General features: G+C 50.3%; 22 protein-coding genes. 6 read left to right on the top strand and 16 right to left on the bottom strand.

Features of this window, described 5'->3' with window-relative positions:
- Positions 1-45: 45 nt before the first annotated feature.
- From atpG to ACY2RQ_RS02305, 7 genes are all read right to left on the bottom strand, one after another.
- Positions 46-906: a F0F1 ATP synthase subunit gamma gene (gene atpG / locus ACY2RQ_RS02275; protein WP_490111331.1), complete on the bottom strand. Its 861-nt coding sequence runs from the start codon at positions 904-906 to the stop codon at positions 46-48.
- Between the two features lie 102 nt (positions 907-1,008).
- Positions 1,009-2,553: a F0F1 ATP synthase subunit alpha gene (atpA, locus tag ACY2RQ_RS02280; protein ID WP_490111332.1), complete on the bottom strand. Its 1,545-nt coding sequence runs from the start codon at positions 2,551-2,553 to the stop codon at positions 1,009-1,011.
- Positions 2,554-2,585: 32 nt separating this feature from the next.
- Positions 2,586-3,119 (bottom strand): F0F1 ATP synthase subunit delta, encoded by a 534-nt coding sequence (locus ACY2RQ_RS02285; protein WP_490111333.1) that lies wholly within the window; start codon positions 3,117-3,119, stop codon positions 2,586-2,588.
- Positions 3,120-3,132: 13 nt separating this feature from the next.
- Positions 3,133-3,603 carry a F0F1 ATP synthase subunit B gene (locus tag ACY2RQ_RS02290; RefSeq protein ID WP_490111334.1) on the bottom strand — a complete coding sequence of 157 codons (471 nt, stop codon included), beginning with the start codon at positions 3,601-3,603 and terminating at the stop codon, positions 3,133-3,135.
- A gap of 134 nt (positions 3,604-3,737) precedes the next feature.
- Positions 3,738-4,004, bottom strand: coding sequence for a F0F1 ATP synthase subunit C (atpE, locus tag ACY2RQ_RS02295; RefSeq protein WP_490111335.1), 267 nt, complete (start codon positions 4,002-4,004; stop codon positions 3,738-3,740).
- Positions 4,005-4,085: 81 nt separating this feature from the next.
- Positions 4,086-4,952, bottom strand: coding sequence for a F0F1 ATP synthase subunit A (gene atpB, locus ACY2RQ_RS02300; RefSeq protein WP_490111336.1), 867 nt, complete (start codon positions 4,950-4,952; stop codon positions 4,086-4,088).
- 13 nt (positions 4,953-4,965) lie between these two features.
- The gene (locus ACY2RQ_RS02305; protein ID WP_490111337.1) at positions 4,966-5,349 is read right to left on the bottom strand and encodes an ATP synthase subunit I; all 384 of its coding nucleotides are present in this window, start codon (positions 5,347-5,349) and stop codon (positions 4,966-4,968) included.
- A gap of 778 nt (positions 5,350-6,127) precedes the next feature.
- Between ACY2RQ_RS02305 and ACY2RQ_RS02310 the strand changes: the two genes are divergently transcribed.
- Entirely contained in the window at positions 6,128-6,946 is an 819-nt protein-coding gene (locus tag ACY2RQ_RS02310) for a Ulp1 family isopeptidase (RefSeq protein ID WP_490111338.1), read from the top strand.
- 15 nt (positions 6,947-6,961) lie between these two features.
- Here ACY2RQ_RS02310 and ACY2RQ_RS02315 read toward each other — a convergent pair whose 3' ends face one another.
- The 9 genes from ACY2RQ_RS02315 to rpmH all read right to left on the bottom strand — a co-directional run bounded on the left by ACY2RQ_RS02315 (position 6,962) and on the right by rpmH (position 16,163).
- Positions 6,962-7,867 (bottom strand): ParB/RepB/Spo0J family partition protein, encoded by a 906-nt coding sequence (locus ACY2RQ_RS02315; RefSeq protein WP_490111339.1) that lies wholly within the window; start codon positions 7,865-7,867, stop codon positions 6,962-6,964.
- A gap of 8 nt (positions 7,868-7,875) precedes the next feature.
- The gene (locus ACY2RQ_RS02320) at positions 7,876-8,688 is read right to left on the bottom strand and encodes a ParA family protein (protein WP_490111340.1); all 813 of its coding nucleotides are present in this window, start codon (positions 8,686-8,688) and stop codon (positions 7,876-7,878) included.
- A 13-nt stretch (positions 8,689-8,701) separates the two neighbouring features.
- The gene (rsmG, locus tag ACY2RQ_RS02325; RefSeq protein ID WP_490111341.1) at positions 8,702-9,370 is read right to left on the bottom strand and encodes a 16S rRNA (guanine(527)-N(7))-methyltransferase RsmG; all 669 of its coding nucleotides are present in this window, start codon (positions 9,368-9,370) and stop codon (positions 8,702-8,704) included.
- 88 nt (positions 9,371-9,458) lie between these two features.
- Positions 9,459-11,348, bottom strand: a complete 1,890-nt coding sequence (gene mnmG / locus ACY2RQ_RS02330) for a tRNA uridine-5-carboxymethylaminomethyl(34) synthesis enzyme MnmG (RefSeq protein WP_490111342.1) — start codon at positions 11,346-11,348, stop codon at positions 9,459-9,461.
- Between the two features lie 730 nt (positions 11,349-12,078).
- Entirely contained in the window at positions 12,079-13,470 is a 1,392-nt protein-coding gene (gene mnmE, locus ACY2RQ_RS02335) for a tRNA uridine-5-carboxymethylaminomethyl(34) synthesis GTPase MnmE (RefSeq protein WP_490111343.1), read from the bottom strand.
- Between the two features lie 151 nt (positions 13,471-13,621).
- Complete coding sequence (gene yidC, locus ACY2RQ_RS02340; protein ID WP_490111344.1) at positions 13,622-15,265, bottom strand: membrane protein insertase YidC; 1,644 nt, start codon at positions 15,263-15,265, stop codon at positions 13,622-13,624.
- A 3-nt stretch (positions 15,266-15,268) separates the two neighbouring features.
- Entirely contained in the window at positions 15,269-15,556 is a 288-nt protein-coding gene (gene yidD, locus ACY2RQ_RS02345; protein WP_490111345.1) for a membrane protein insertion efficiency factor YidD, read from the bottom strand.
- Between the two features lie 38 nt (positions 15,557-15,594).
- Positions 15,595-16,008: a ribonuclease P protein component gene (gene rnpA, locus ACY2RQ_RS02350; protein WP_490111346.1), complete on the bottom strand. Its 414-nt coding sequence runs from the start codon at positions 16,006-16,008 to the stop codon at positions 15,595-15,597.
- A 20-nt stretch (positions 16,009-16,028) separates the two neighbouring features.
- Positions 16,029-16,163 carry a 50S ribosomal protein L34 gene (gene rpmH, locus ACY2RQ_RS02355; protein ID WP_490111347.1) on the bottom strand — a complete coding sequence of 45 codons (135 nt, stop codon included), beginning with the start codon at positions 16,161-16,163 and terminating at the stop codon, positions 16,029-16,031.
- Between the two features lie 511 nt (positions 16,164-16,674).
- On the opposite strand from rpmH, the gene dnaA reads away from it, so the two are divergent.
- From dnaA to lpcA, 5 genes are all read left to right on the top strand, one after another.
- Positions 16,675-18,486 (top strand): chromosomal replication initiator protein DnaA, encoded by a 1,812-nt coding sequence (gene dnaA / locus ACY2RQ_RS02360; RefSeq protein ID WP_490111348.1) that lies wholly within the window; start codon positions 16,675-16,677, stop codon positions 18,484-18,486.
- Between the two features lie 116 nt (positions 18,487-18,602).
- Positions 18,603-19,706: a DNA polymerase III subunit beta gene (gene dnaN, locus ACY2RQ_RS02365; protein ID WP_490111349.1), complete on the top strand. Its 1,104-nt coding sequence runs from the start codon at positions 18,603-18,605 to the stop codon at positions 19,704-19,706.
- Between the two features lie 16 nt (positions 19,707-19,722).
- Positions 19,723-20,859, top strand: a complete 1,137-nt coding sequence (recF, locus tag ACY2RQ_RS02370; protein WP_490111350.1) for a DNA replication/repair protein RecF — start codon at positions 19,723-19,725, stop codon at positions 20,857-20,859.
- Positions 20,860-20,947: 88 nt separating this feature from the next.
- Entirely contained in the window at positions 20,948-23,362 is a 2,415-nt protein-coding gene (gyrB, locus tag ACY2RQ_RS02375) for a DNA topoisomerase (ATP-hydrolyzing) subunit B (RefSeq protein ID WP_490111351.1), read from the top strand.
- A gap of 60 nt (positions 23,363-23,422) precedes the next feature.
- Positions 23,423-24,013, top strand: coding sequence for a D-sedoheptulose 7-phosphate isomerase (gene lpcA / locus ACY2RQ_RS02380; RefSeq protein ID WP_490111352.1), 591 nt, complete (start codon positions 23,423-23,425; stop codon positions 24,011-24,013).
- The last annotated feature ends 55 nt before the right edge of the window (positions 24,014-24,068 follow it).

A 24,068-nucleotide genomic window follows, 5' to 3' on the forward strand; every position in this document is an offset into this window, starting at 1 on the left:
AAGGCTTCGCCCCCCCGGCTTTACCTGAGCAGGGCTGCCAAAAAGTTAAACGGCCGCCGCGCCGCTTACGATCTCAGAAAGTTCCTGGGTGATCGCAGCCTGACGCGCCTTGTTATAAACAAGGTTCAGCTCATCGATCAGGTTGCCTGCGTTATCGGTTGCGCTCTTCATCGCAACCATACGGGCCGCCTGTTCGCAGGCATTGTTCTCAACCACAGACTGATAAACCTGAGATTCAATGTAACGAACCAGCAACTCATCCAGAATGCTCTTGGAGTCAGGTTCGTAGATGTAGTCCCAGGGACGTTTCAGTGATTCGTCTTCATCCGGCTGCAGAGGCAGCAACTGTTCGCACACCGGCGTCTGGGCCATAGTGTTGACGAAGCGGTTATACACAACAACCAGATGATCAATCTTGCCTTCTTCATAAGCATCCAGCATCACTTTCACACCACCGATCAAATCAGCAATGCTGGGCTTGTCACCCAGGTGATTGATGGCTGCAACCACATTACCGCCAAAGTTGCGGAAGAAGGTACCAGCCTTGCTGCCTATCAGACACAGGTCAATCTCAGCACCCTGATCTTTAAACTGTTTCATATTATGAACAGTTTTCTTGAACAGGTTGGTATTCAGGCCGCCACACAGGCCCCGGTCCGTCGAAACAACGATAAAACCAACCCGCTTGACTTCCCGCTCCTCCATAAAGGAATGACGGTACTCGGGGTTGGCATGAGCGATATGACCGACGACCTGGCGAATGCGGGTGGCATAGGGGCGCGAGCGCTCCATGCGCTGCTGAGCTTTACGCATTTTCGACGCAGCAACCATCTCCATGGCGGAGGTGATCTTCTGCGTATTGTTTATCGACGCTATCTGCGTCTTGATCTCTTTACCGACTGCCATAGTCAATCCTCAGAAGGGACCTGTATGGTTTCGAAGCTGTAAAGAGCTTCGAAACCTGCGTTCACACCGGAGCCTGTAAGCGGGACCGATGCGATACGTCCCTTACCAGGTCTGGGTTGCCTTGAACTTCTCGAGAGCGTCTTTGATGCCGTTCTCGATGTCGTCGTTAAAGCCCCCGGCTTCATTGATGGTGGCCATCAGAGTGGCATGCTCGCTGTTCACGTAGCTGATCAGAGACGCTTCAAAGGAACCAATTTTGCTCAGTTCAACGTCTTCCAGATAGCCTTTTTCAGCGGCATAGATAACCACACCCATTTCAGCGACGGACATGGGCTGATACTGCTTCTGCTTCATCAGCTCTGTTATGCGCTGACCGTGCTCCAGCTGCTTACGGGTCGCTTCGTCAAGATCGGAAGCGAACTGGGCGAAAGCCTGAAGTTCACGGTACTGGGCCAGGGCCAGACGGATACCACCGCCCAGCTTCTTGATGATCTTGGTCTGCGCCGCTCCACCTACCCGGGATACAGAGATACCGGCGTTCATTGCAGGACGGATACCAGCGTTGAACAGGTCTGTTTCCAGGAAGATCTGACCATCGGTAATGGATATTACGTTGGTCGGTACGAAGGCAGATACGTCACCGGCCTGGGTTTCGATGATAGGCAGAGCGGTCAGAGAGCCGGTCTTGCCTTTCACTTCACCGCCGGTCAGCTTTTCTACGTAGTCGGCATTAACACGGGCCGCACGTTCCAGCAGACGGGAGTGGAGATAGAAAACATCACCAGGATAAGCTTCACGGCCGGGAGGACGCTTCAGCAGCAGGGAGATCTGACGGTAGGCCCAAGCCTGCTTGGTCAGGTCATCATAAACGATCAGGGCGTCTTCACCCTGGTCACGGAAAAACTCACCCATGGAACAGCCACCAAACGGAGCCAGGAACTGCATAGCAGCAGGGTCAGCGGCGCCGGCGGTAACAACAATGGTGTGCTCCATAGCGCCGTGTTCTTCCAGCTTGCGAACCACGTTAGCAATAGAAGACTGCTTCTGGCCAACGGCAACATAGATACATTTGATGCCGGTGCCTTTCTGGTTGATGATGGCGTCGATGGCGACAGCAGTCTTACCCGTCTGACGGTCACCGATAATCAACTCACGCTGACCACGGCCAACAGGAACCATAGCGTCGATAGCCTTGTATCCGGTCTGGATGGGCTGATCTACGGACTGACGGGCGATTACACCAGGAGCGACCTTTTCAACGGGAGCGGTCTGCTTCGCTTCGATCGGGCCCTTGCCGTCAATCGGGTTACCCAGCGCATCGACAACGCGGCCGAGCAATTCATTACCAACCGGTACTTCCAGGATGCGGCCAGTACATTTGGCTTTCTGGCCTTCGGCCAGCCCCTTGTACTCACCAAGAATTACGGCACCCACTGAATCCTGTTCCAGGTTCAGGGCCATGCCGAAAACACCACCGGAGAATTCGATCATCTCGCCGTACATAACATCGGCAAGACCGTGAATACGAACGATACCGTCAGATACGCTGACGATAGTGCCCTCATTGCGGGCTTCAGCAGACACATCAAGGCTGTCGATACGGCTCTTGATGATGTCGCTGATTTCTGAAGGATTCAGTTGCTGCATACCAAACCTGCCAATTTTAGATTCTTGTTCTCTTACGAGAGCATTGCGTGGGCCAGTTTCGCCAGCCTGGTTTTAACACTGCTGTCAATCACCAGGTCTCCGGCCCGGATCACAACACCACCAATCACTTCCGGATCAATGGTATTGGTCAGCCTGACCTCAGAGCTCAGCCTGCTCTTCAACTTCCCAGCCAGTTTGTCCAGCTGTTCCGTTGTCAGAGGAAACGCGGAGGTAACCTCAGCGTCTACGCTTTGCTCCTGTTCCGCCTTGTATGCCTCGAACAATTCGGCAATCTGGGGCAGCAGGGTGATTCTCTTGTTCTCTGCCAGAACACGAACAAAGTTCTGGCCGTTGTTATCCAGGCTGTCACCACACACCTCAATGAAAGCGTCAGCTTTCTGGTGTGCGGTCAGGGACGGTAACCCGAGCAGCGCGCTGATTGCTTCGTTCTGAACCACAGCTGCGCCGTTTTTCAGCATTCCCGACCAGCTATCAAGAGCGTTCTGGTCCAGAGCATGCCTAAACGCAGCCTTGGCGTAGGGACGAGCGCAAGTGGTCAGTTCCATGGTTGCCTCCGCCTCAGAGCTCAGCTGCTAACTGGTCAACCAGTTCGCTGTTAGCTGCTTCGTCGATCTGCTTGCCAAGAATCTTGCCGGCACCGGAAATAGCAATGCTGGCCACCTGGGTACGCAGCTGTTCACGAGCCTGGTTAACTTCCTGTTCAATCTCGGCACGGGCGGCAACGATCAGGCGCTCGCCTTCTTTACGGGCATCATCCTTGGCTTCGTCAACAATGACGGAAGCACGACGATTAGCCTGCTCCAGGATTTCCTGAGCCTGTTCGCGTGCCTTTCGCAACTCGTCGGTTGCCTTGGCCCGTGCCAGTTCAAGATCCGTGGAAGCCCTTTCCGCGGCAGCAAGGCCGTCGGCAATTTTCTTCTGACGTTCGTTCAGAGCGCCGATCAACGGCGGCCACACATACTTCATGCAGAACCACACGAAGAATGCGAACGCAATCGTCTGACCTATGATGGTCGCATTGATGTTCACACCAACACCTCTCGCAATTCAGTTAATGTTCAGCTGGCTGGTGGTCTTCGCTTCCGGCCTCCTGTTTCTGGAAAAATCAGGAACCGGAAACTATAGACTGACAGACAACTCACATATCCATTAACCCGGGCGGCTTACTGCAGAACAGCGGCAGCCTGTGCGATGAACGGGTTAGCAAAAGTGAAGAACAGTGCGATACCTACAGCGATCATGGGGATCGCATCAAGCAGACCGGCTACGATAAACATCTTGGTTTGCAGCATGGGTGCAGTTTCCGGCTGGCGTGCAACGCCTTCCAGGAATTTGCCTCCGAGCATACCAAAGCCGATGGCTGTAGCCAGAGCGGCCAGGCCCAGCATGATTGCAACACTGATTACAGTCAGACCAACTACCAGTTCCATATTTCCTCCGGACTTTTATTGTCGCGTGGTGGTGTGAGTTTTTAGTTAAACGCTCGAGTTATAAACCGCTTACACGGTCAATTAGTGATCTTCATGAGCCATGCTCAAATACACAATGGTCAGAACCATGAAGATGTAAGCCTGCAAAGTAATAACCAGAATATGCAGCAGGGCCCAGCCGAAGTGCAGGGGCAGCTGCGCAAAACCGATCATGGCAATAAGGATAAAAATCAGTTCACCGGCATACATGTTGCCAAATAGTCGCAGGCCCAGAGAGATGGGCTTGGCGATCAGAGATACGGTTTCCAGAAGCAGATTTACCGGAATAAGAATAACCTTGAAAACAGGGTTTTTAGCGGCAAATGGCTGCATGGCCAAATCAGCGAATAATCCGCCCAGACCTTTCACCTTGATCCAGTAGAACAGCATCAGGAAGAAGACGCTGAGGGACATGGACATGGTGATATTCGGATCGGTGGACGGCACTATCTTCATAAAAGGAACACCGGCCAGAGTAGCCAGACCTGGAATCCAGTCAACGGGGATCAGGTCCATCAGGTTCATAAAGAAGATCCAGCAGAAAATGGTCAGAGCCAGGGGCGCAATCACCGGGTTCCGGCCGTGGAAGCTCTCTTTTACACTGGTATCAACAAATTCAATAATGGCTTCGATGGCGTTCTGCAGGCCGCCGGGAACACCGGTTGTGACCCGATTGGCCACATAGCGGAACAGCCCGAGAAATAGCAGACCCAGAAAAACCGACCACAGCATGCTGTCCACATGGATGGCCCAGAAACCCATATCTGCTGCTTCCTGAGCACTGTGGGCAATGGTCCAGGTCGCTTCACCCATTACAGAGCCATCCGCACGTTCATAGCCTGCCGGCAGCTGACCATAGGTCAGATTCTGCAGGTGGTGCTGTATATAACCTGAGGCTGTGTTTGCCATATTAATGCTCTCGTCAACTCACCCTGATTTTCAGCAGCATGGGTGTAAACCAGTGAACTGCCTGCACCAACACAAATGCGCTGAAAAGCGCCACTGTATCCAGCGGTCTTACCAGCGCAAAAACCAAGGCGAAGCCACAACAGGTCATAAGGAACTTGCCGGCTTCGCCTCTATAGAATTCTCTGACAATCTTTTTGGCCGCACGCGCGCCGGACAGGGAAAATGCCCTGAAGACAAGATAAGCATTGGGAACCAGGCATATCAGTCCGCCTAACAAAGCAGACAACGCCGCTGTTCGACCACTTATCAGATACCCTGTCGCCAGCAGGACAGTAACTAATCCCTGCATTGCAATAACCCGGAAAACAGGCGTTCTTTTCAGATGAGGTGACTGCATCTGATCGTGCCCCTCATACCTCTGTTTTATTCTGTAAAAATCAATTTTGTTTAATTTTTACGACTACTTTTTACGCCTGTCTTATTTGCCTTCTTTTAGAGCGTTTGCTAGGCGAGGCAAGTATATGAGTAGTAGTACCTAGAATCAATAGCGTTTATCGCAGTAATGCATATGCCTGAGAGAGTGGTTCTATCGTTCCATTCATAACTCATCACAAGTCTTTCGGTTTACCTTACTGTCTGCCCTGTTATTGGAATGTTGTAGATACCTGCAGATACTTTTTTATTGATTATTTGAGGCTCTCAGAATGCTTGGTTGTCTACATAGACTCTTTCGATATCCCTGTAATACCCTTTTTGGTTACCACCCTCCAGCCAATCCACCTGCTGTTGAACCTTATGTGCATCCTGTTATCAGGGATGATGCGCCTCTTCATTCCACCCTGCCCATACAGAGCCGAAATATAAGCGAAAAAACGCGCCGCCCCTGCGCATCCGTGAAAATACAAACAATCCAGGCTTCATCTCAAAGAAAACGTGGAAAGCACACTGCGTCATTAACAAGGCATTCTTCTAAAAAAAAGTTTTGTATTGTCCGAAAAAAACACACCCAAAGCCATATGTTACAAAAAAAAACGCCCTCTGGAAGACGACAAAAAAAACCATTATTACTTGCCGGTTCATCCCTGATGTTGCGACAGAATTCTGCCATTCCGAAACCTCAAACCATGCAACCACCGCAGCTTTTTATTATCCCAGCAGATAATAATACTCTTCAGATGACCCACTCAGACACCGGCAGCTCATCACAGTCCGATTCTTCCTGCAGAATTACCCGCTCTTCATTACTCTCTGAAGAAAAAAAAACCACTGTCCCTCCATGTTTACGGAGAAAACTCAGGCAAGCCTTTACAGAAAAATTACCTGAGACACTACTTATAGACGACAGTGAATATTACGCAGGTATCAGTCCGACAGATTTTTTTGTAAAAAGGGATCTTAACAGCCTGAACCGGAAGAAATGGTTGACAAGTGCTGTTATTAATTGCTCTCTGTCCCTGTGTCAGCAGCGCAGCATAATGCCCTGCAATAAAAACCAGCCAACCTGTGCCACCCTCTCATCAGACTTCTTCCGCTCCCAGGTCGGTAAGAACCAGTTTCCAAGGGTGAAACATTTAATGGAAATAAAGCTCCGCTCAGACCAGGTATTTTTTCCCTGCTGTATAACCGAGCACTGGATATTGCTTGTTGTGGATAACAGGGAAAAAACTATTTATTCTGTTGATTCCTGGCAAACAAGGAGAGTCCGAACAGAAGCATATCAGTTGCAATCCTGGCTGGTGAGCTTTTTCCGGCAAGCGGGCAACCTATCAATGGCTGACGCTATAGCGGAGTACCGACTGGAGGCGATAGAGCCACCAAAGCAGAGGGATGGAGATGATTGTGGCGCGGCAGTGATTTGGGCTGCGGAAAAGCTCTACCGGGGAGAAAAAAACCTGCACCCAGACCACCCCCCACCTTATAAAAAGTTCAGGCCATTGATACGTAATACCCTGGCGGCCTGTGCAGTTGCAAAGGATGCAGTTGCAAAGGCGTAGAAAAATCACCCTCAGTTACTGGATATGGGCAACCACCCCATCCAGTTCATCCAGACTATTGAAGCTGACAACCAGCTTGCCCTTGCCTTTGGCATTGTGCTGAATAGAAACCTTTGCGCCAACTTTACGGGATAGGTCTTCTTCCATAACACGGACATTGGGGTCGATTTTCTGCTGGGGCTTCTTTTCCGCGGCCGACTCCTGCTGCATACGACGCACCAGTGCTTCGGTCTGACGAACAGACAGTCCTTTGGCCACAACCGTTCTGGCTGCTTCCAGTTGGGAAGTATCGCTCAAACCTAACAGCGCTTTGGCGTGTCCCGCTTCAATATCGCCATACTCCAGCATCTTGCGCACATCATCACGCAGAGTCAGCAGGCGCAGAAGGTTCGTCACTGTGACCCGGGATTTCCCCACAGCTTCGGCCACTTCCTGCTGGGTCAGGTCGAATTCTTCTTTCAGGCGGTGAAGTGCCAAGGCTTCTTCGATGGCATTCAGGTCTTCCCGCTGGATATTCTCAATCAGCGCCATGGCGATGGCGGCTTCATCGGGCACTTCGCGGATAACGGCAGGAATTGTATCCAGGCCCGCCAGCTGGGTAGCCCGCCAGCGACGCTCACCGGCAATAATTTCGTAGCGGCCTTCAGACTTTTCACCCACAGGACGCACGACAATGGGCTGCATCACCCCCTGCTGACGGATGGAGCTGGCCAGTTCCTCCAGGGCTTCCGGGCTCATATCCCGGCGGGGCTGGTAGCGACCGCGCTCAATAATTTCGACCGGCAGAGCCCGGAGCATACGGTCACGGACAGTTTCCTGTTCGGATGTTTCCGGACCCTGGAGCTGTTCAATCTCTTCGGCAACCCGCGCACTTTGCAGTAACGTTCCCAGGCCCTTTCCCAGTGCTTTCTTCCTGGCCACTCGTGCTCTTACCTCACGGCTGTTTCAGCGTGTTCCGGCTCTTGCCGGGCCTTACCGGCTTCCTGCCGGCGAATCAGTTCCCCGGCCAGCGCCAGATAGGCAATAGCACCGCGGGAGTGTTTGTCGTATTTCATTACCGGCAAACCATGGCTGGGGGCTTCCGCAAGGCGAATATTCCGGGGAATCACTGTGCGGTATACCTTGTTGCCAAAATGACTGATCAATTGCCTTGAAACTTCGACAGTCAGACTGTTGCGCGGATCATACATGGTGCGCAACAAACCCTCGATATGCAAACGGGGGTTACGGGTGCTGGCAATACCCGAAACAGTTTCCACAAGGGCTGCCAGGCCTTCAAGGGCGTAATATTCACATTGCATGGGAATAATGACGCCATCTGCAGCTACCAGTGCATTGACAGTGAGCATATTTAAAGACGGAGGGCAATCCATCAGGATAAAGTCATAGTCATCTCTGATCTGCTCCAGAGCCTTGTGCAGGCGACCTTCGCTATCGGACTTATCAATCAGCTCCACTTCCGCCGCAGTCAGGTCACTGTTGGCTGGCAGAACTTCGATACCAGCGGCTTCGGACATAACAACAACTTCATGAATGCTGCAGTTTCCCACCAGAACATCATAAACAGACAGAGAAAGATCGTGTTTATCGACTCCACAACCCATTGTCGCGTTACCCTGGGGATCCAGGTCTACCAGAAGCACCCTGCGCTTGGTCGCAGCGAGAGAGGCTGCCAGGTTGACGCATGAGGTTGTTTTTCCCACACCACCTTTTTGATTGGTAATCGCCAGCACTTTTCCCATAGCAAGGCCCTTTTTATACCGCCAGTTCAGAATCCATTTGTTCCAGTATGACAAGATGCCGCTGGCCTTCACAACTGGAGACAGTGAGTGAATGGGACTTTTTCATAGAAATATCATGCCGGATGGATCGCAGTTCGGCCAGTTCCAGTTCCGGGTGTATACCTTTCATGGCCAGCCACTGACCGTTCTGCTTCAGCAGATGGCAGGTGCTTTCAATCATATCTTTCAGGGAACTGAAGGCCCGTGACAGAACAGCGTCGTAGGGTTGTTCAGGATTCCACTTTTCCACACGTTCATTCAGAGGAGTCAGGTTATCCAACTGCAGGTCGATCTTGATCTGATTTTGAAAACGTATCTTTTTACCCACACAGTCCAGGGTGGATATACGACGATCAGGCAACATAATAGCTAAAGGAATACCCGGCAGTCCCGGACCGGAACCCACATCAATCAGAGAACCATCAACAGGCACGCTGGCTTCTACATAGGGCAGGATACTGAGGCTGTCGAGAATATGGCGGGACACCATCTCTTCCGGATCACGTACTGCGGTGAGGTTATACACCCGGTTCCACTTCACCAGAAGATCCACATAGCGACGCAGCAGAACAACCTGTTCCGGTGTGACTGTTATGCCCATTTCGTCCGTGCCGGACTGCAGCATACTCTCAAGGTTATTCACAGAAACCACGATCCTGTTTGAACAATTACGCAAACCGGTGATTTTATCACGGATACAGGGTCTGAATCGTGGCTTCCATGCAAAAGCGTTACTGGGCTTTGCGTTCCGTCACCAGTGAGCGTTTTTTCAGATGGATCAGCAACAGGGAGATGGCTGCCGGTGTAACACCCTGTATACGGGAAGCCTGCCCCAGAGTATGGGGACGGACATTATTCAGCTTCTGGCGAATTTCATTAGACAGTCCGGTAATGGCGTCGTAATCCATATTTTCCGGAAGAGGTGTCTCTTCATGGCGACGCAGGCGGGCGATTTCTTCCGCCTGGCGTTCGATATAACCGTGGTACTTACTCTGAATTTCCACCTGTTCGGCCACAGCTTCATCATTCACCGCTTTCCCTTTCAGACCAGCAACATCCTGGTAACCCAGTTCCGGACGCTTCAGCAGTTCCATCAAACTGTATTCACGGTTAATGGGATTTTCCAGTTTGCTGTTCAGCTGTTCTGTTTCCGGTTTACCGGGATGAACAAAGGTGGTTTTCAGGCGATCAGATTCCAGGTTAATGGCTTCCTGCTTACGGCAGAAATATTCCCAGCGCTCATCATCCACAAGACTCAGTTCACGCCCTTTAGGTGTCAAACGCAGGTCAGCATTATCTTCCCGCAGAAGCAAACGGTATTCTGCCCGGCTGGTAAACATCCGGTAAGGCTCAGAGGTACCGTTGGTGATCAGGTCATCGACCATGACTCCGATATAGGCCTCATCACGACGGGGACACCAGGGCTCATCACCACGGGCACGCAGAGCGGCATTCAAACCGGCCAGTAAACCTTGAGCAGCTGCTTCTTCATAGCCTGTAGTGCCGTTAATCTGTCCGGCAAAGTACAAGCCGGGAATCACTTTGGTTTCCAGGGAAGGTTTCAGATCACGGGGATCAAAGAAGTCATATTCAATGGCATAACCGGGACGGGAAATATAAGCATTCTCCATACCACGAATGGAACGTACCAGGTTCAGCTGTACATCAAAGGGCAGGCTTGTGGATATCCCGTTAGGATAGAGTTCGTTGGTCGTTAGACCTTCCGGTTCGATAAATACCTGGTGGGAGTTTTTATCGGCGAAACGCTGAATCTTGTCTTCAATGGACGGGCAGTAACGAGGACCAACACCTTCAATCACACCGGTATACAGGGGAGAGCGATCCAGACCATCACGGATAATCTCATGGGTACGCTCATTGGTGTGGGTAATAAAGCAGCTGATTTGCTGGGGATGGTCTTCACGGGAGCCGGTAAAGGACATAACCGGTTGTGGTGTATCCCCAGGTTGTTCCTGCATAACGGAAAAATCAACAGACCGGGCATCAATACGGGGAGGCGTACCTGTTTTCAGACGTTCCACCCGCAGGGGCATCTCCCGAAGCCGATTGGCTAGATTGATTGCTGCAGGATCGCCGGCACGACCACCACCATAGTTTTGCAAGCCAATATGAATAATTCCCCCCAGGAATGTGCCAGTGGTAAGCACAACCTGTTCCGCAAAAAACTTCAGCCCCATCTGGGTAATCACACCGGAGACGGTGTCACCGGACATAATCAGGTCATCCACAGCCTGCTGGAATAGCCAGAGATTCTGTTGGTTTTCCAGGATTTCACGGACAGCAGCTTTGTAGAGAACCCTGTCAGCCTGGGCACGGGTAGCACGGACAGCCGGTCCTTTACGGGAATTCAGTACACGGAACTGAATGCCACCCAGGTCAGTAGCCTTCGCCATAGCACCACCCAGGGCATCAATCTCTTTAACCAGGTGACTTTTACCTATACCGCCAATAGCCGGATTGCAGGACATCTGTCCGAGGGTTTCTATGTTGTGGGTTATCAGCAGGGTTTTGGCTCCCATACGTGCTGATGCCAGGGCTGCTTCTGTTCCGGCATGTCCACCACCGACAACAATGACATCAAAACGTTCTGGAAAGTCCACGTGTCTGCTTCCTCTGAAGTTTGGCTGAATAACGGGGACCGGTTATGGATAGCCGGTTAAGTGTTTGACAGTGACGCGTGAGTATAAAGAGTGTCGGAAAAAAGAAAACCGCTCATTTTTGTGGATATATCTTATTCACATTTTGCTGGTACATACCCTGTTTATATTTTTTTACTTTTCTGAATATTTTCCGGTGAGATGAATATTAAGAATAATGATATATATCCTTTTATATATCTTTTCTTATTTATGTTGTTGTTATTAAGCAGCCCTGTTTTTGTGGAAAAGTACAAAAAACAAAGTAAAAACAACACGTTATCCGGTTAATAAAGTTGTATAAAACCGGTGATCAACCGGGGATTAAGCTCTGTATAACTTGTGAATAAATCGTTAGTTATCCACAAGTGTTTTTTATTCACAGGTTAAGTCACCGGTTATCCCTTAGTTATCAACAGGTTTATACACTGAGAAAATTCTGTACTTTATCCTCAATTTATCCACAGGTAGTTAATCACACTCTTTTGTGGATAGTTTGTTCTTTCGTTTGGTTACCAAAGGAAGGAGAAAGCTAGCCACATGTGAATAACTTGTGATTAACTGAAGATACTTGAAACTGGCACTGTAATTTATGTGTGTTTCTTGTGGATAAGCCGTGCATAAAAAAAGGGTTAAAAGTTATGAAACCTTTAACCCTCAGAATTTTTAGAGATAGCAGGTACTGACTTTTCTGCTACTTACCGATACAGAACGAAGAGAAAATCTTTCCAAGCAAATCATCGCTGGTGAACTCTCCGGTAATATCTCCCAAAGCCTGTTGAGCCTGACGAAGGTCTTCCGCCAGCAGTTCACCGGCACCCAGGCCCAGTAACTGGTTTCGACCTTCTTCAAGGAGGTTGTGGGCCTTTTCAAGGGCTTCAATATGACGACGGCGGGCGCTGAAACTTCCTTCTGTTGTACCGGTATAACCCATACAGGTTTTCAGGTGCTGTCTTAGACTGTCCACACCATCACCATTCTGCGCACAAAGGCGAATTACCGGATATTCACAGTCAGTAAGCCCGGGTTGTTCACTGCTTAGGTCAATTTTGTTTCTGACGACGGTAATTTTTTCACCAGGGGGTAAACGATCTACAAAGTCCGGCCAGATATCATGGGGGTTGGTGGAAGATGTAGTTGTGCTGTCCACCATCAACAACAACAGATCAGCCTGGGCGATTTCATTAAATGCGCGCTTTACTCCAATTTGTTCCACAACATCATCACTGTCCCTGAGACCGGCGGTATCAATAATATGCAGGGGCATGCCGTCGATGTGGATATGTTCCCGCAGTACATCCCTTGTTGTACCCTCTATATCTGTGACAATAGCGCTGTTTCGCCCGGACAACGCATTTAACAGGCTGGATTTCCCTGCATTGGGCCGTCCGGCAATCACCACAGTCATGCCATCACGTACCAAAGCCCCTTGACGAGCCTCGGTAAAAACTGTTGATAAGTTGTTGATAACCTGTTCGAGATCGCGGCTGACACGGCCATCGGAGAGAAAGTCGATTTCCTCTTCTGGAAAGTCGATGGCGGCTTCTACATAGATTCTCAGATTGATCAGGCTTTCCACAAGCTCATGGATACGCTGTGAGAAAGCTCCCTGAAGGGAGCGAACAGCGCTCTTGGCTGCTTCTGCAGAGGTACTGTCTATCAGGTCTGCAATAGCTTCCGCCTGGGCCAGATCCAGCTTGTCATTGAGAAAAGCGCGTTCGGAAAATTCACCAGGGCGTGCCAGTCGTGGACCATACTTTGTGATTTCTTTTAACAGCAGATCGAGAATCACGGGGCCGCCATGTCCCTGTAATTCCAGTACATCTTCACCGGTAAAGGAGTTGGGACCGGGAAAGTACAGAGCCAGACCTTCATCAATCACATGGCCATCAGAATCATAGAAAGGCAGGTAGTGGGCATGGCGTGGGGTCAGGGATTGCCTGATGATAATTTCGGCAATCTCTTTCACCTTGGGGCCAGAGACTCTGATAATGCCGACACTACCACGACCGGGGGCTGTCGCCTGGGCGACAATTGTCTCCTGGAGAGAGTGTTTTTGAGGGAATGAAGAAGTCTGATAGGTCATGGCATGTCTGAGCCGCTTTTGAGTAGTGTGTAAAGGACGCTAGTCTAATGAACAGGCTGTCAAGGGGCAAAGCATCCTTGTGGATAACTTTCCACAAGGCGAAAAAAAACGGACCCGAAGGCCCGTTTTTTAAGGAGATCAGGAAGGCTGGTTAACCCTCTGCTTCGATTTTCCTGGTGATATACCACTGCTGAGAGATAGACAGCAGGTTGTTGGTTACCCAGTACAGGACCAGGCCGGCCGGGAACCACAGAAAGAAGACAGTGAAAATCACCGGCATCAGTTTCATTACCTTGGCCTGCATGGGATCGGGCGGTGCCGGAGACAGCAGTTGCTGGGCAAACATGGACGCGCCCATAATCAGCGGCAGGATAAAGTAGGGATCCATCTGGGAGAGGTCATGGATCCACAGGATCCAGGGAGCCTGACGCAGTTCAACGGATTCCAGCAGTACCCAGTACAGGGCGATGAATACCGGCATCTGCACCAGGATAGGAAGACAGCCACCCATAGGGTTCACTTTCTCTTCCTTGTACAGCTTCATCATCTCCTGGGACAGGGCCTGGCGGTTATCTCCATGCTTCTCTTTCAGAGCCTGCATCTTCGGGGTGACCTTGCGCATCTTCGCCATGGAGCGATAGCTGGCGGCGGACAGCGGATAGAACACTGCTTTCACGATCACGGTCAGGGCGATAATGCTGAAGCCCCAGTTACCGATCAGGGAGTGCAGGAAGCTGAGCAGCAGGAACAGCGGTTTGGCGAACCACCAGAGCAGGCCATAGTCGATGGTCAGGTCAAGGCCCTTGGCCATCTGGCCGAGGACTTTCTGGTCTTTCGGACCCAGGTACAGGGTCGCGCCGACAGTTGCGGAGTGGCCAGGGGCAATGTCTACAGCGGGTTCTACGACGCTGACAATGTTGTCACCATTAAAGACACGTGTCTGGTAGGTGTTCTTCTGATCCTGCTTGGGTACCCAGGCGCTGACAAAGTAATGCTGGACGATGGCTGCATAACCACCTTCAACAGTTTCCTTGAAAGGCTCGTCGGAGAAGTCGCTGAAGTCCAGCTTCTGGTACTGCTTCTCGTTGCTGCGCAGGGCGGCACCCAGGTAGGTGTTGACACCACCGGCATTGCTGAGCTCTTTGCTGGGGTCTTCAGAGTTATCGCGCTTCAGCTGGCCGAAGAAGTTGCCCTTCCAGGTGCTGTCACTGTTATTCTGAATAATGTAGTCAACATCAATCTTGTACTGGTCACGCGTGAAGGTAAAACGCTTGGTGATGTTGGCACCGTTGTCACCCTTCAGGGTCATATCAACGGTCAGCTCATTGTTGGAGCCCATGTCGTATTCGGTCTTGTCTGTGGTGTACACAGGCTTGCCTTTACGATCAGGACCATCGGTGCCGACCAGGCCACTTTGGGCAATAAACAGGCGGCTGGCGGAGTTTTCCAGAAGTACAAAAGGTTCTGGCTGGTCTTTGACCCGGGGGTACTTGGGCAGCTCGGCGCGCACAATGTCGCCGCCACGGGTATCAATTGTAAGGATCAGGGTGTCCGTTTTTACGGTAACCAGCTGAGCCAGGGGGGCGGCTGTATCCGGTATAGAGTCCTCGGAGAGTACCGGGACATCGGATGCTGCATTAGAAGAGTGGGTAACGTCAGGCGCGCTGCTGGCAGGAAGCTGGGTGGCTGCCTTACTTACAGCCGGCGGCTGGTTATAGTCCTGGTTCCATTGCAGCACCATCAGGTAACCGACAACAACCAGACCCGCGATCAAGAGGGTGCGTTGCAAATCCATGATTTAATGGCCATCGAAACGAGTGGGGGTGTCCGGATCCGCCTGTTTCACTACCGTGTGTTTCTGACAGCCGGGCACAGGGTCGTACCCACCATGATGCCATGGGTGGCAGCGCAGTAAACGTCGGCATGAGAGATATCCGCCTTTGAGGAGGCCGTGAACGGTGATGGCTTCCATGGCATAGGAGGAGCAGGAGGGGATGTATCGGCAGTGGTTCGCCATAAGGGGACTAATTCCATATTGATAGCCCCTTATCAGTAACAGAACGAGAGACCGTAAAGGATTAAACATGTTCTGCCTCTGTCTGGCGGTGGTGCCCCTGTGGATAGTCAGTCGACAGGGGATGGCGCTCGTTCAGAAGGAGTTGGCCGTATTCGGCGTGTATCTCCTTTTTCAGATTTTCTCTGAGCCCGCAACCACTGTTTGTTGAGCAAGCTGTGCAGCTGCCTGTTATTGAGTTCTCCAAGACCTTTTCTGGCCAGAACAACGTAGTCCAGTCCCTGAAGGCTGTGCTGATTGTGGCGAAATGTTTCACGTATAACCCGTTTTATCCTGTTTCTGGATACTGCGGTGCGTACATTCTTTTTCGCAATGATTAAACCGAGTCGCGGATTTTCGGACTGGTTCTTGCGTGCCAGAATCAACAGGTTTCTGTCGGAAACCTTAATGTCTGCCTTGTCGAAGACCCGTTTGAACTCTGCTGCCTTCAACAGCCTGAGAACTCGGCTGAATGCGAAGGTCATATTCAGGCTCGAAACTGCAATCAGGCTGCCAGGCGTTTACGGCCCTTGGAGCGACGACGGGCCAGAACCGCACGGCCGTTCTTGGTGGCCATACGACTGCGGAAGCCGTGGGTACGTTTACGCTTCAGGACACTGGGCTGAAAAGTTCTTTTCATGATATATCTCTACTTGGTAAAGGTTTCACGTAATGGAAACACGAAAAAAGAAAATGACGCGCAATTTTAGGGAATAGAGCAATTAGCGTCAATTTAAAAGAAGTATAAAAAACAACCAATCTACCACTGTTATGTATATTTCCGGCTTTTCTTCCCGTTAATACCGTTTAAAACGAATTCTTTTAACCTGTAAAGTGCTTATCCCTGTTATTTATTGGCTTCCCGTTCTACCTGTCAGATCCCGGATTTTGAATGGTGGGACGAAAGTATATCTACTTGTCTTCATCAGCGTTTGTAGATAATGGATTCCATGGTTTTACACAGGTCTATCCACAGACGGCTTATTTTCCAATGATATCCACAGGTTAATAAAGTTATCCCTTTAACCCTATGAAAATAATAATAAAAATGCTGTTTATAAGATAAATTTGTTATTAAGGGTGTGGATAACTTTTATGTATCGGGATAAAATAAGTTAGTTTTCAATATATTACTGACCATTGTCGTTCATATGAGCGGAGTTATCCTTGTGCCTCGTGAGCTCTGGCAAAAGTGCATGGAAATTCTTCAGGATGAGTTGCCGTCTCAGCAATTCAATACCTGGCTGCGCCCGTTAAAAGTCATGGCTGACCAGGATGAAGTCTGCCTGCTCGCGCCCAACCGTTTTATTCTCGACTGGGTGAAAGATAAGTATCTGCCCCGTATCGAAGAAATCTTCCTTGAATTTTCTGATGGCATACCTCCGGCCATTGCTCTTGGTGTCAGTAGCAGACGGCCAACCTTCGGTGGCTTTCGTGGTACCAAAAAGCCATCAGGAAAAAAGTCTCTCTCATCATTAAGGGAATCCAGGGAAAATTCCCAAACCAATCTTGATCTGATGGGGGATGAGTCCTCTTCTTCTGTATCTTCACCAGAGCCTTCATCGGTGAAGAAACCAGCGCGACGTTCTGTGGCAGTGGAGTCAGTAAGCTCCCGAAGCCATCGCCCTGAAGCTGTGTCTGATCAATCGGAAAAAGAACGGACTGGTCTTGCTGAACAGACTCCTGAAGAAAAGGAAGAGGATGTTCTGAGCAAGGTGGTGCCTGAGCCTGCTCCCCCCAAGAGCAAGAAAACCAGGTTGGTTAATGTTGTTAAAGAGAAACAGAAGAAAAAACAGCAATTCGAAAGGGAATCACTTGGGGATAAGTCTGTTTCTGGTCTGGTATCAGAGGATTCTCAGCGTTCTTCTCAATCAGGAACTATGGTGCAAAAAAGATCTTCGTCTCCACGCCGTCAGGTGGAAGTTGAAGGCAGTATTAAACATACCAGTTCCCTGAATCAGTCCTTTATTTTTGACTCGTTTGTGGAAGGTAAATCCAACCAGCTGGCTCTGGCGGCTGCACGACAGGTGGCTGAGAATCCTGGTTCCGCTTATAACCCACTGTTTTTATATGGAGGCGTGGGTTTGGGTAAAACCCACCTTATGCATGCTGTGGGTAACCATCTGGCCCGGCAGAATCCGGATGCAAAAATTGTTTACCTGCATTCCGAACGTTTTGTAGCGGATATGGTGAAAGCATTGCAGCTTAACGCGATTAACGATTTTAAGCGTTACTACCGTTCTGTGGATGCTCTGCTGATTGATGATATCCAGTTTTTTGCCGGCAAAGAGCGTTCCCAGGAAGAGTTCTTCCATACCTTTAATGCGCTGCTTGAAGGTGGTCAGCAGATGATCCTGACCTGTGACCGTTATCCGAAAGAGATTTCCGGTCTGGAAGAGCGCCTGAAATCCCGTTTTGGCTGGGGCTTAACCGTTGCTGTTGAACCGCCGGAGCTGGAAACCCGTGTGGCTATTCTGATGAAGAAAGCGGAACAGGCCCGGGTGGAACTGCCCCATGAATCGGCCTTCTTTATTGCCCAGCGCATTCGCTCTAATGTCAGGGAACTGGAAGGTGCTCTGAAGCGGGTGATTGCCAGCGCCCATTTTATGGGGCGACAGATTGACGTTGATCTTATTCGTGAGTCCCTCAAAGACCTTCTGGCTTTGCAGGATAAACAGGTTAGCATTGATAATATTCAGCGTACGGTTGCTGAGTATTACAAAATCAAAATTTCAGACATACTGTCCAAAAGAAGAAGTCGTTCTGTTGCTCGACCCCGGCAGATTGCCATGGCTTTGTCCAAGGAGCTGACAAACCATAGCTTGCCGGAGATTGGTGATGCTTACGGAGGGCGTGACCATACGACGGTGTTGCATGCCTGTCGGAAGGTGAAGGAACTGTGTACAAAAGATGCGGAAATAGAAGAAGACCACAAGAACCTTCTTCGGTTGTTAACCAGCTAGTTCTGCTGTTTGATCTATCTCTGACTGTTTTGGTCTTATAGAATCAGTTGATACACAGCGTCTACATAAGTATTCAGATTGACGAATTTCCTTAGCTAGAGGCGAGAAAGGAAACAATGAAATTTACCATTAACCGGGAAGCCCTGCTGAAGCCACTGTTGCTGGTCGCTGGCGTTGTTGAACGCAGGCAGACGCTGCCAGTTCTCTCAAACGTATTACTGGTTGTTGAAGGCAATACCCTCTCCCTGACCGGTACCGATCTTGAGGTTGAACTTGTCGGCCGTGTTCATCTCGAAACTCCGGCGGAAGATGGTGAAATCACCGTTCCGGCCAGAAAGTTAATGGATATCTGCAAGTCCTTGCCGGAAGACAGCGACATTACATTCCAGGTAGAAGACCAGCGGGTGATTTTCCGTTCCGGCCGTTCCCGCTTTACTCTGTCTACACTGCCCGCCAATGAATTCCCGAGTATTGAGGAAGAGTCCGGCTCTTACTCTTTCTCTATTAATCAGTCCCGCCTGCGCAGGCTGATTGACCGTACTGGTTTTGCCATGGCGCAGCAGGATGTCCGCTACTACCTGAATGGTATGCTGCTGGAAGTCCGTGAGCATGCTCTGCGCTCTGTTGCGACAGATGGTCACCGTCTGGCCATGTGCACCGTAGAAGCGGATATCAGCCAGGATGATCGCCACCAGGTGATTGTGCCCCGTAAAGGTATTCTGGAACTGGCCCGTCTGCTCACCGACGGTGAAGAGATTGTGAACATCACTCTGGGTGCCAACCATATCCGTGCGACCACCGGTGACTTTATATTTACCTCGAAACTGGTTGACGGTAAGTTCCCGGATTATGAGCGAGTTCTGCCCCGTGGTGGCGACAAGATTGTGATTGGTGATCGACAGATTCTGCGTCAGGCCCTGAACCGTGCGTCCATCCTGTCCAACGAGAAGTACCGCGGCATTCGCATTATCCTCGATCAGAATACCGTCAAGATAATGGCGAATAACCCGGAGCAGGAAGAGGCAGAAGAAGAAGTGACGGTCACCTATGACGGCGGCTCTCTCGAAATTGGCTTCAATGTCAGCTACCTCCTCGATGTGCTTTCCGTGATTGATTGTGATGCGGTGAAGCTGACCCTGTCTGACCCCAACAGCAGCGCACTGGTGGAAGAGCCCGAAAACAGTGATTCTGTTTATGTGGTTATGCCCATGCGTCTGTAAGCGTACCCATCACTCGATGTCCTTTCTTCAGAAAGTCCGGGTCACAGATATCAGAAACCTGATGTCTGTGACCCTCTCCCCCTCCCCTACTATCAATATCCTTTACGGCGATAACGGCAGTGGTAAAACCAGTTTTCTGGAAGCTATACATTTTCTCGGTATGGCCCGTTCTTTTCGTTCTGCAAAACTGAAGCCTGTCATTCGCCAGGGGCAGCTGTCCTGCACGGTGTTTGGCAGTGTGAAAGGTGTTGATAACAACTGGGCTTTGGGGGTGAGTCGTGATCTTGATGCCTCCTGCCGTATCCATATAAATGGAGAAAACTGCAGGCTGGCTTCTTCCCTTGCCTCTATTCTTCCCCTTCAGGTGATTAATCCAGATACTTTTCGACTGCTTGAAGGTTCTCCCAAAGATCGCCGACAGTTTATCGATTGGGGAGTGTTCCATGTGGAACATCGTTTTCTGGATACATGGAAGCGGTTACAGAAAGCTATGAAACAGCGGAATGCCCTGCTCCGACATGGTAAAATAGCGGATTCTCTGATAAGGGTTTGGGATCAGGAAATAATCCAGGCCGGTGAAGATATTGATGGCTACAGGGCGAAGTATTTCCAAGCCCTGAAACCGGTCTTTGAGAAGACACTTGAGTCTCTCTCTGGAATATCAGACCTCCAGGTTTCCTATTCACGGGGCTGGGATAAAGAGAAAAGTCTTGAGGAGGTTCTGCAAAGATCCCTTAAACGTGATCTTGAAGTGGGTTATACCCAGTGGGGACCTCACAGAGCAGATTTACGACTCCGTTATAAAGGGCTGGCGGCAGTAGATAATCTTTCCAGGGGGCAGCAGAAGGCCGTTGTCTGTGCTCTTAAACTTGCCCAGGGGCAGTTGTTCAGCCAGCAAAGCCAGTTTGGATGTGTTTATCTTGTTGATGATTTGCCATCGGAACTGGATACAGAACACCGTCAGCGCCTCTGCAGTATGCTGGAGGAGATGAAATCTCAGGTGTTTATCACATGCGTGGAAAAGGATACTCTGGATGATGTGTGGGATTCTGGCACAAATGTAAAAATGTTCCATGTGGAACATGGAACACTGAGTGAGATGACTGGGGAGCGTCAGCAGTCTGCCGGGATGACCCTGATGGACGCAGGATAAATGTAAGCCAATCGCTATCAGTAAGCCGGGCAGCCGGTATGAACTGGTACTTGGTGATATTGGTAGTGTTATTGGAGAGAGTGGCGGAATGAGCGAGCAAACTTACGATGCATCAAATATCAAGGTGCTGAAAGGGCTGGATGCAGTCCGCAAGCGCCCTGGTATGTACATCGGAGATACGGATGATGGAACCGGTCTCCATCATATGGTTTTTGAAATCGTCGATAACTCTATAGATGAAGCGCTGGCAGGTCACTGTTCCGCGATCGACGTGATTATCCATCCGGATGAATCGGTGACCGTGAAGGATAATGGTCGTGGGGTTCCTACAGAAATCCACGAAGAAGAAGGTGTTTCCGCTGCAGAAGTTATTATGACTGTGCTGCACGCAGGCGGTAAATTTGATGACAACACCTATAAAGTCTCTGGCGGTCTGCACGGTGTAGGTGTATCTGTGGTGAATGCTCTGTCCAGTGAACTGCGCATGACCATTCGCCGTGGCGGTAATGTCCATCAACAGATTTATGATCATGGTGTGCCTAAAGCGCCCCTGACCATTGTGGGTGAAACCGATGTGACTGGTACAGAAGTCACTTTCTGGCCCTCCGCTGAAACCTTCAGCAATATCCATTTCAGTTACGATGTGCTGGCCAAGCGGCTCCGTGAACTCTCGTTCCTGAATTCTGGTGTATGTATAAACCTGAAAGATGAGCGGGATGGTCGTGAAGATCAGTTTATGTATGAAGGTGGCCTGAAAGCCTTTGTAGAGTTCCTGAACCAGAATAAAACCCCTGTGAATAAGGTTGTTTACTTCACTTCCCAGCATGATGATGGCGTGGGTGTTGAAGTGGCCATGCAGTGGAATGATGGCTTTCAGGAGAACATCTACTGTTTTACCAACAATATAACCAACCGTGATGGTGGTACTCACCTGGCCGGATTCCGGTCAGCCCTGACCCGAACCCTGAACAATTATATTGAGTCTGAAGGACTGGCGAAGAAGCAGAAAGTCAGCACTACCGGTGATGATGCCCGTGAAGGTTTAACGGCCATTATTTCTGTAAAGGTTCCCGATCCCAAGTTCTCCTCCCAGACCAAAGATAAACTGGTGTCATCCGAAGTGAAGACGGCGGTTGAACAGGAAATGGGTAAGGCATTTTCTGAATTCCTGCTGGAGAACCCCCAGGAATCCAAGATCATTGTTGGCAAAATGCTGGATGCGGCCCGTGCCCGTGAAGCGGCCCGTAAAGCCCGTGATATGACCCGGCGTAAAGGTGCCCTGGATATTGCTGGGCTGCCCGGAAAGCTGGCAGATTGCCAGGAGAAGGACCCAGCCCTCTCAGAACTCTACATTGTGGAGGGTGACTCTGCGGGAGGTTCGGCCAAACAGGGTCGCGACCGCAGAACCCAGGCCATTCTGCCTTTGAAAGGTAAGATTCTTAACGTAGAAAAAGCCCGCTTCGACAAGATGCTCTCCTCCCAGGAGGTAGGTACACTGATTACCGCATTGGGCTGTGGTATTGGTCGGGAAGAATACAATCTGGATAAACTGCGTTATCACCAGATTATTATCATGACCGATGCGGATGTGGATGGTGCCCATATTCGCACCCTGCTGTTGACGTTTTTCTTCCGGCAGATGCCAGAGTTGATTGAGCGAGGCTATATCTATATTGCCCAGCCGCCTCTTTACAAAGTGAAGCGTGGCAAGCAGGAGCAGTACCTGAAAGATGATACTGCCCTGCAGGAGTACCTCACGACGGTCGCGCTGGAAGGCGCAAGCGTGCATGTGAATGAAGATGCTCCTGGCATCGCAGATGCCCAACTGGAAGCCCTGGTGAATGAGTATCGCCAGGTTCAGGGTGTAATCAGCCGCCTTGCTCGTCTCTACCCGACGGATGTTATGCAGCGCCTGGTGTATGCCGAGCCGTTGAAGGAAGAGAACCTGAAAGACAAGGCCCTGGTTGAGAACTGGGCCAGTGAACTGGATAAAGAGTTGTCCAGCAATACCATGTCTGGCAGCACTATGACTATGCGTGTCGTGGAAGACCGGGAGCACCAGACCTGGTTGCCTGAAGTGTCTGTGTACGCCCACGGCCTGGAAACCAAGTACCTGTTCCAGAATGAGTTCTTCTCTTCCAATGATTACGCCTCAATTGTGGCTTTGGGCGAAAAGCTGAAAGGGTTGCTGGAGAAAGGTGCCCATGTGAAGAAAGGGGAACGGAACCAGCCAGTGGATACCTTTGACCAGGCCCTTGACTGGTTGATGTATGAATCCACCAAACGCCACGGTATCCAGCGCTATAAGGGACTGGGTGAGATGAACCCTGATCAGCTCTGGGAAACCACAATGGATCCCCTGAATCGTCGCATGCTTCAGGTGAGCATTGAGGATGCTATCGCAGCTGATCAAATTTTCACCACCCTTATGGGTGACCAGGTTGAGCCTCGGCGGGACTTTATTGAAAGTAACGCCTTGAAGGTTGCCAACCTCGACGTGTAATAAGATAAGGCCGGGTTAAATCGGCCTTATTCGTCTCTGATATCTTAAAAAGTGTTTAAAATGAATAAGTTACAGGGGTTTATCCGTGGTGAGCTAAACGAGGCTCAGGAAGTCCTGACCCGCTTTCTTGCTGATGAGAGCCAGCTGGCCAAAATTCAGGGCGCGGCTGAGCTTCTGGTTGAGTCTTTTGTGCAGGGTGGAAAAGTCCTTTCCTGCGGCAATGGTGGCTCCCATTGTGATGCCATGCACTTTGCTGAGGAACTGACAGGCCGGTACCGGGAGAACCGCCCTGGCTATCCGGCCATTGCTATCTCTGACCCCAGCCATCTCTCCTGTGTAAGTAATGACTTCGGCTACGAATTCGTATTTAGCCGCTATCTGGAAGCTGTGGGTATGGCGGGAGACGTTGTGCTGGGTATCAGCACCAGCGGTAATTCCGCCAATATTATTCGGGCTTTTGAGGCTGCAAAAGAAAAAGGCATTAAGACTATTGCCCTGACCGGGAAGGACGGAGGCAAAATGGCTGGCATGGCGGATATTGAGATTTGTGTTCCCCACTTTGGTTATGCGGACCGTATTCAGGAAGTGCATATTAAAGTGATACATATCCTGATTGGATTGGTTGAGAAGCTGATGGAAAAGAAGAGTTAATCACTGCCGCATATATTGTCATTCTTAATAAAGGCCGGAGCTCCCGGCCTTTATT

This window comes from Parendozoicomonas sp. 209JJ7-1, from assembly GCF_058147085.1.

Excerpts from the sequence above, each read along its gene's own strand:
- yidC (WP_490111344.1), bottom strand. The coding sequence starts at position 15,265 with ATGGATTTGCAACGCACCCTCTTGATCGCGGGTCTGGTTGTTGTCGGT.
- atpB (WP_490111336.1), bottom strand. The coding sequence starts at position 4,952 with ATGGCAAACACAGCCTCAGGTTATATACAGCACCACCTGCAGAATCTG.
- rnpA (WP_490111346.1), bottom strand. The coding sequence starts at position 16,008 with ATGACCTTCGCATTCAGCCGAGTTCTCAGGCTGTTGAAGGCAGCAGAG.
- ACY2RQ_RS02320 (WP_490111340.1), bottom strand. The coding sequence starts at position 8,688 with ATGGGAAAAGTGCTGGCGATTACCAATCAAAAAGGTGGTGTGGGAAAA.
- dnaA (WP_490111348.1), top strand. The coding sequence starts at position 16,675 with ATGAGCGGAGTTATCCTTGTGCCTCGTGAGCTCTGGCAAAAGTGCATG.
- atpA (WP_490111332.1), bottom strand. The coding sequence starts at position 2,553 with ATGCAGCAACTGAATCCTTCAGAAATCAGCGACATCATCAAGAGCCGT.
- yidD (WP_490111345.1), bottom strand. The coding sequence starts at position 15,556 with ATGTTTAATCCTTTACGGTCTCTCGTTCTGTTACTGATAAGGGGCTAT.
- mnmE (WP_490111343.1), bottom strand. The coding sequence starts at position 13,470 with ATGACCTATCAGACTTCTTCATTCCCTCAAAAACACTCTCTCCAGGAG.
- ACY2RQ_RS02310 (WP_490111338.1), top strand. The coding sequence starts at position 6,128 with ATGACCCACTCAGACACCGGCAGCTCATCACAGTCCGATTCTTCCTGC.
- dnaN (WP_490111349.1), top strand. The coding sequence starts at position 18,603 with ATGAAATTTACCATTAACCGGGAAGCCCTGCTGAAGCCACTGTTGCTG.
- atpE (WP_490111335.1), bottom strand. The coding sequence starts at position 4,004 with ATGGAACTGGTAGTTGGTCTGACTGTAATCAGTGTTGCAATCATGCTG.
- gyrB (WP_490111351.1), top strand. The coding sequence starts at position 20,948 with ATGAGCGAGCAAACTTACGATGCATCAAATATCAAGGTGCTGAAAGGG.
- recF (WP_490111350.1), top strand. The coding sequence starts at position 19,723 with ATGTCCTTTCTTCAGAAAGTCCGGGTCACAGATATCAGAAACCTGATG.
- ACY2RQ_RS02285 (WP_490111333.1), bottom strand. The coding sequence starts at position 3,119 with ATGGAACTGACCACTTGCGCTCGTCCCTACGCCAAGGCTGCGTTTAGG.
- ACY2RQ_RS02305 (WP_490111337.1), bottom strand. The coding sequence starts at position 5,349 with ATGCAGTCACCTCATCTGAAAAGAACGCCTGTTTTCCGGGTTATTGCA.
- rpmH (WP_490111347.1), bottom strand. The coding sequence starts at position 16,163 with ATGAAAAGAACTTTTCAGCCCAGTGTCCTGAAGCGTAAACGTACCCAC.
- atpG (WP_490111331.1), bottom strand. The coding sequence starts at position 906 with ATGGCAGTCGGTAAAGAGATCAAGACGCAGATAGCGTCGATAAACAAT.
- lpcA (WP_490111352.1), top strand. The coding sequence starts at position 23,423 with ATGAATAAGTTACAGGGGTTTATCCGTGGTGAGCTAAACGAGGCTCAG.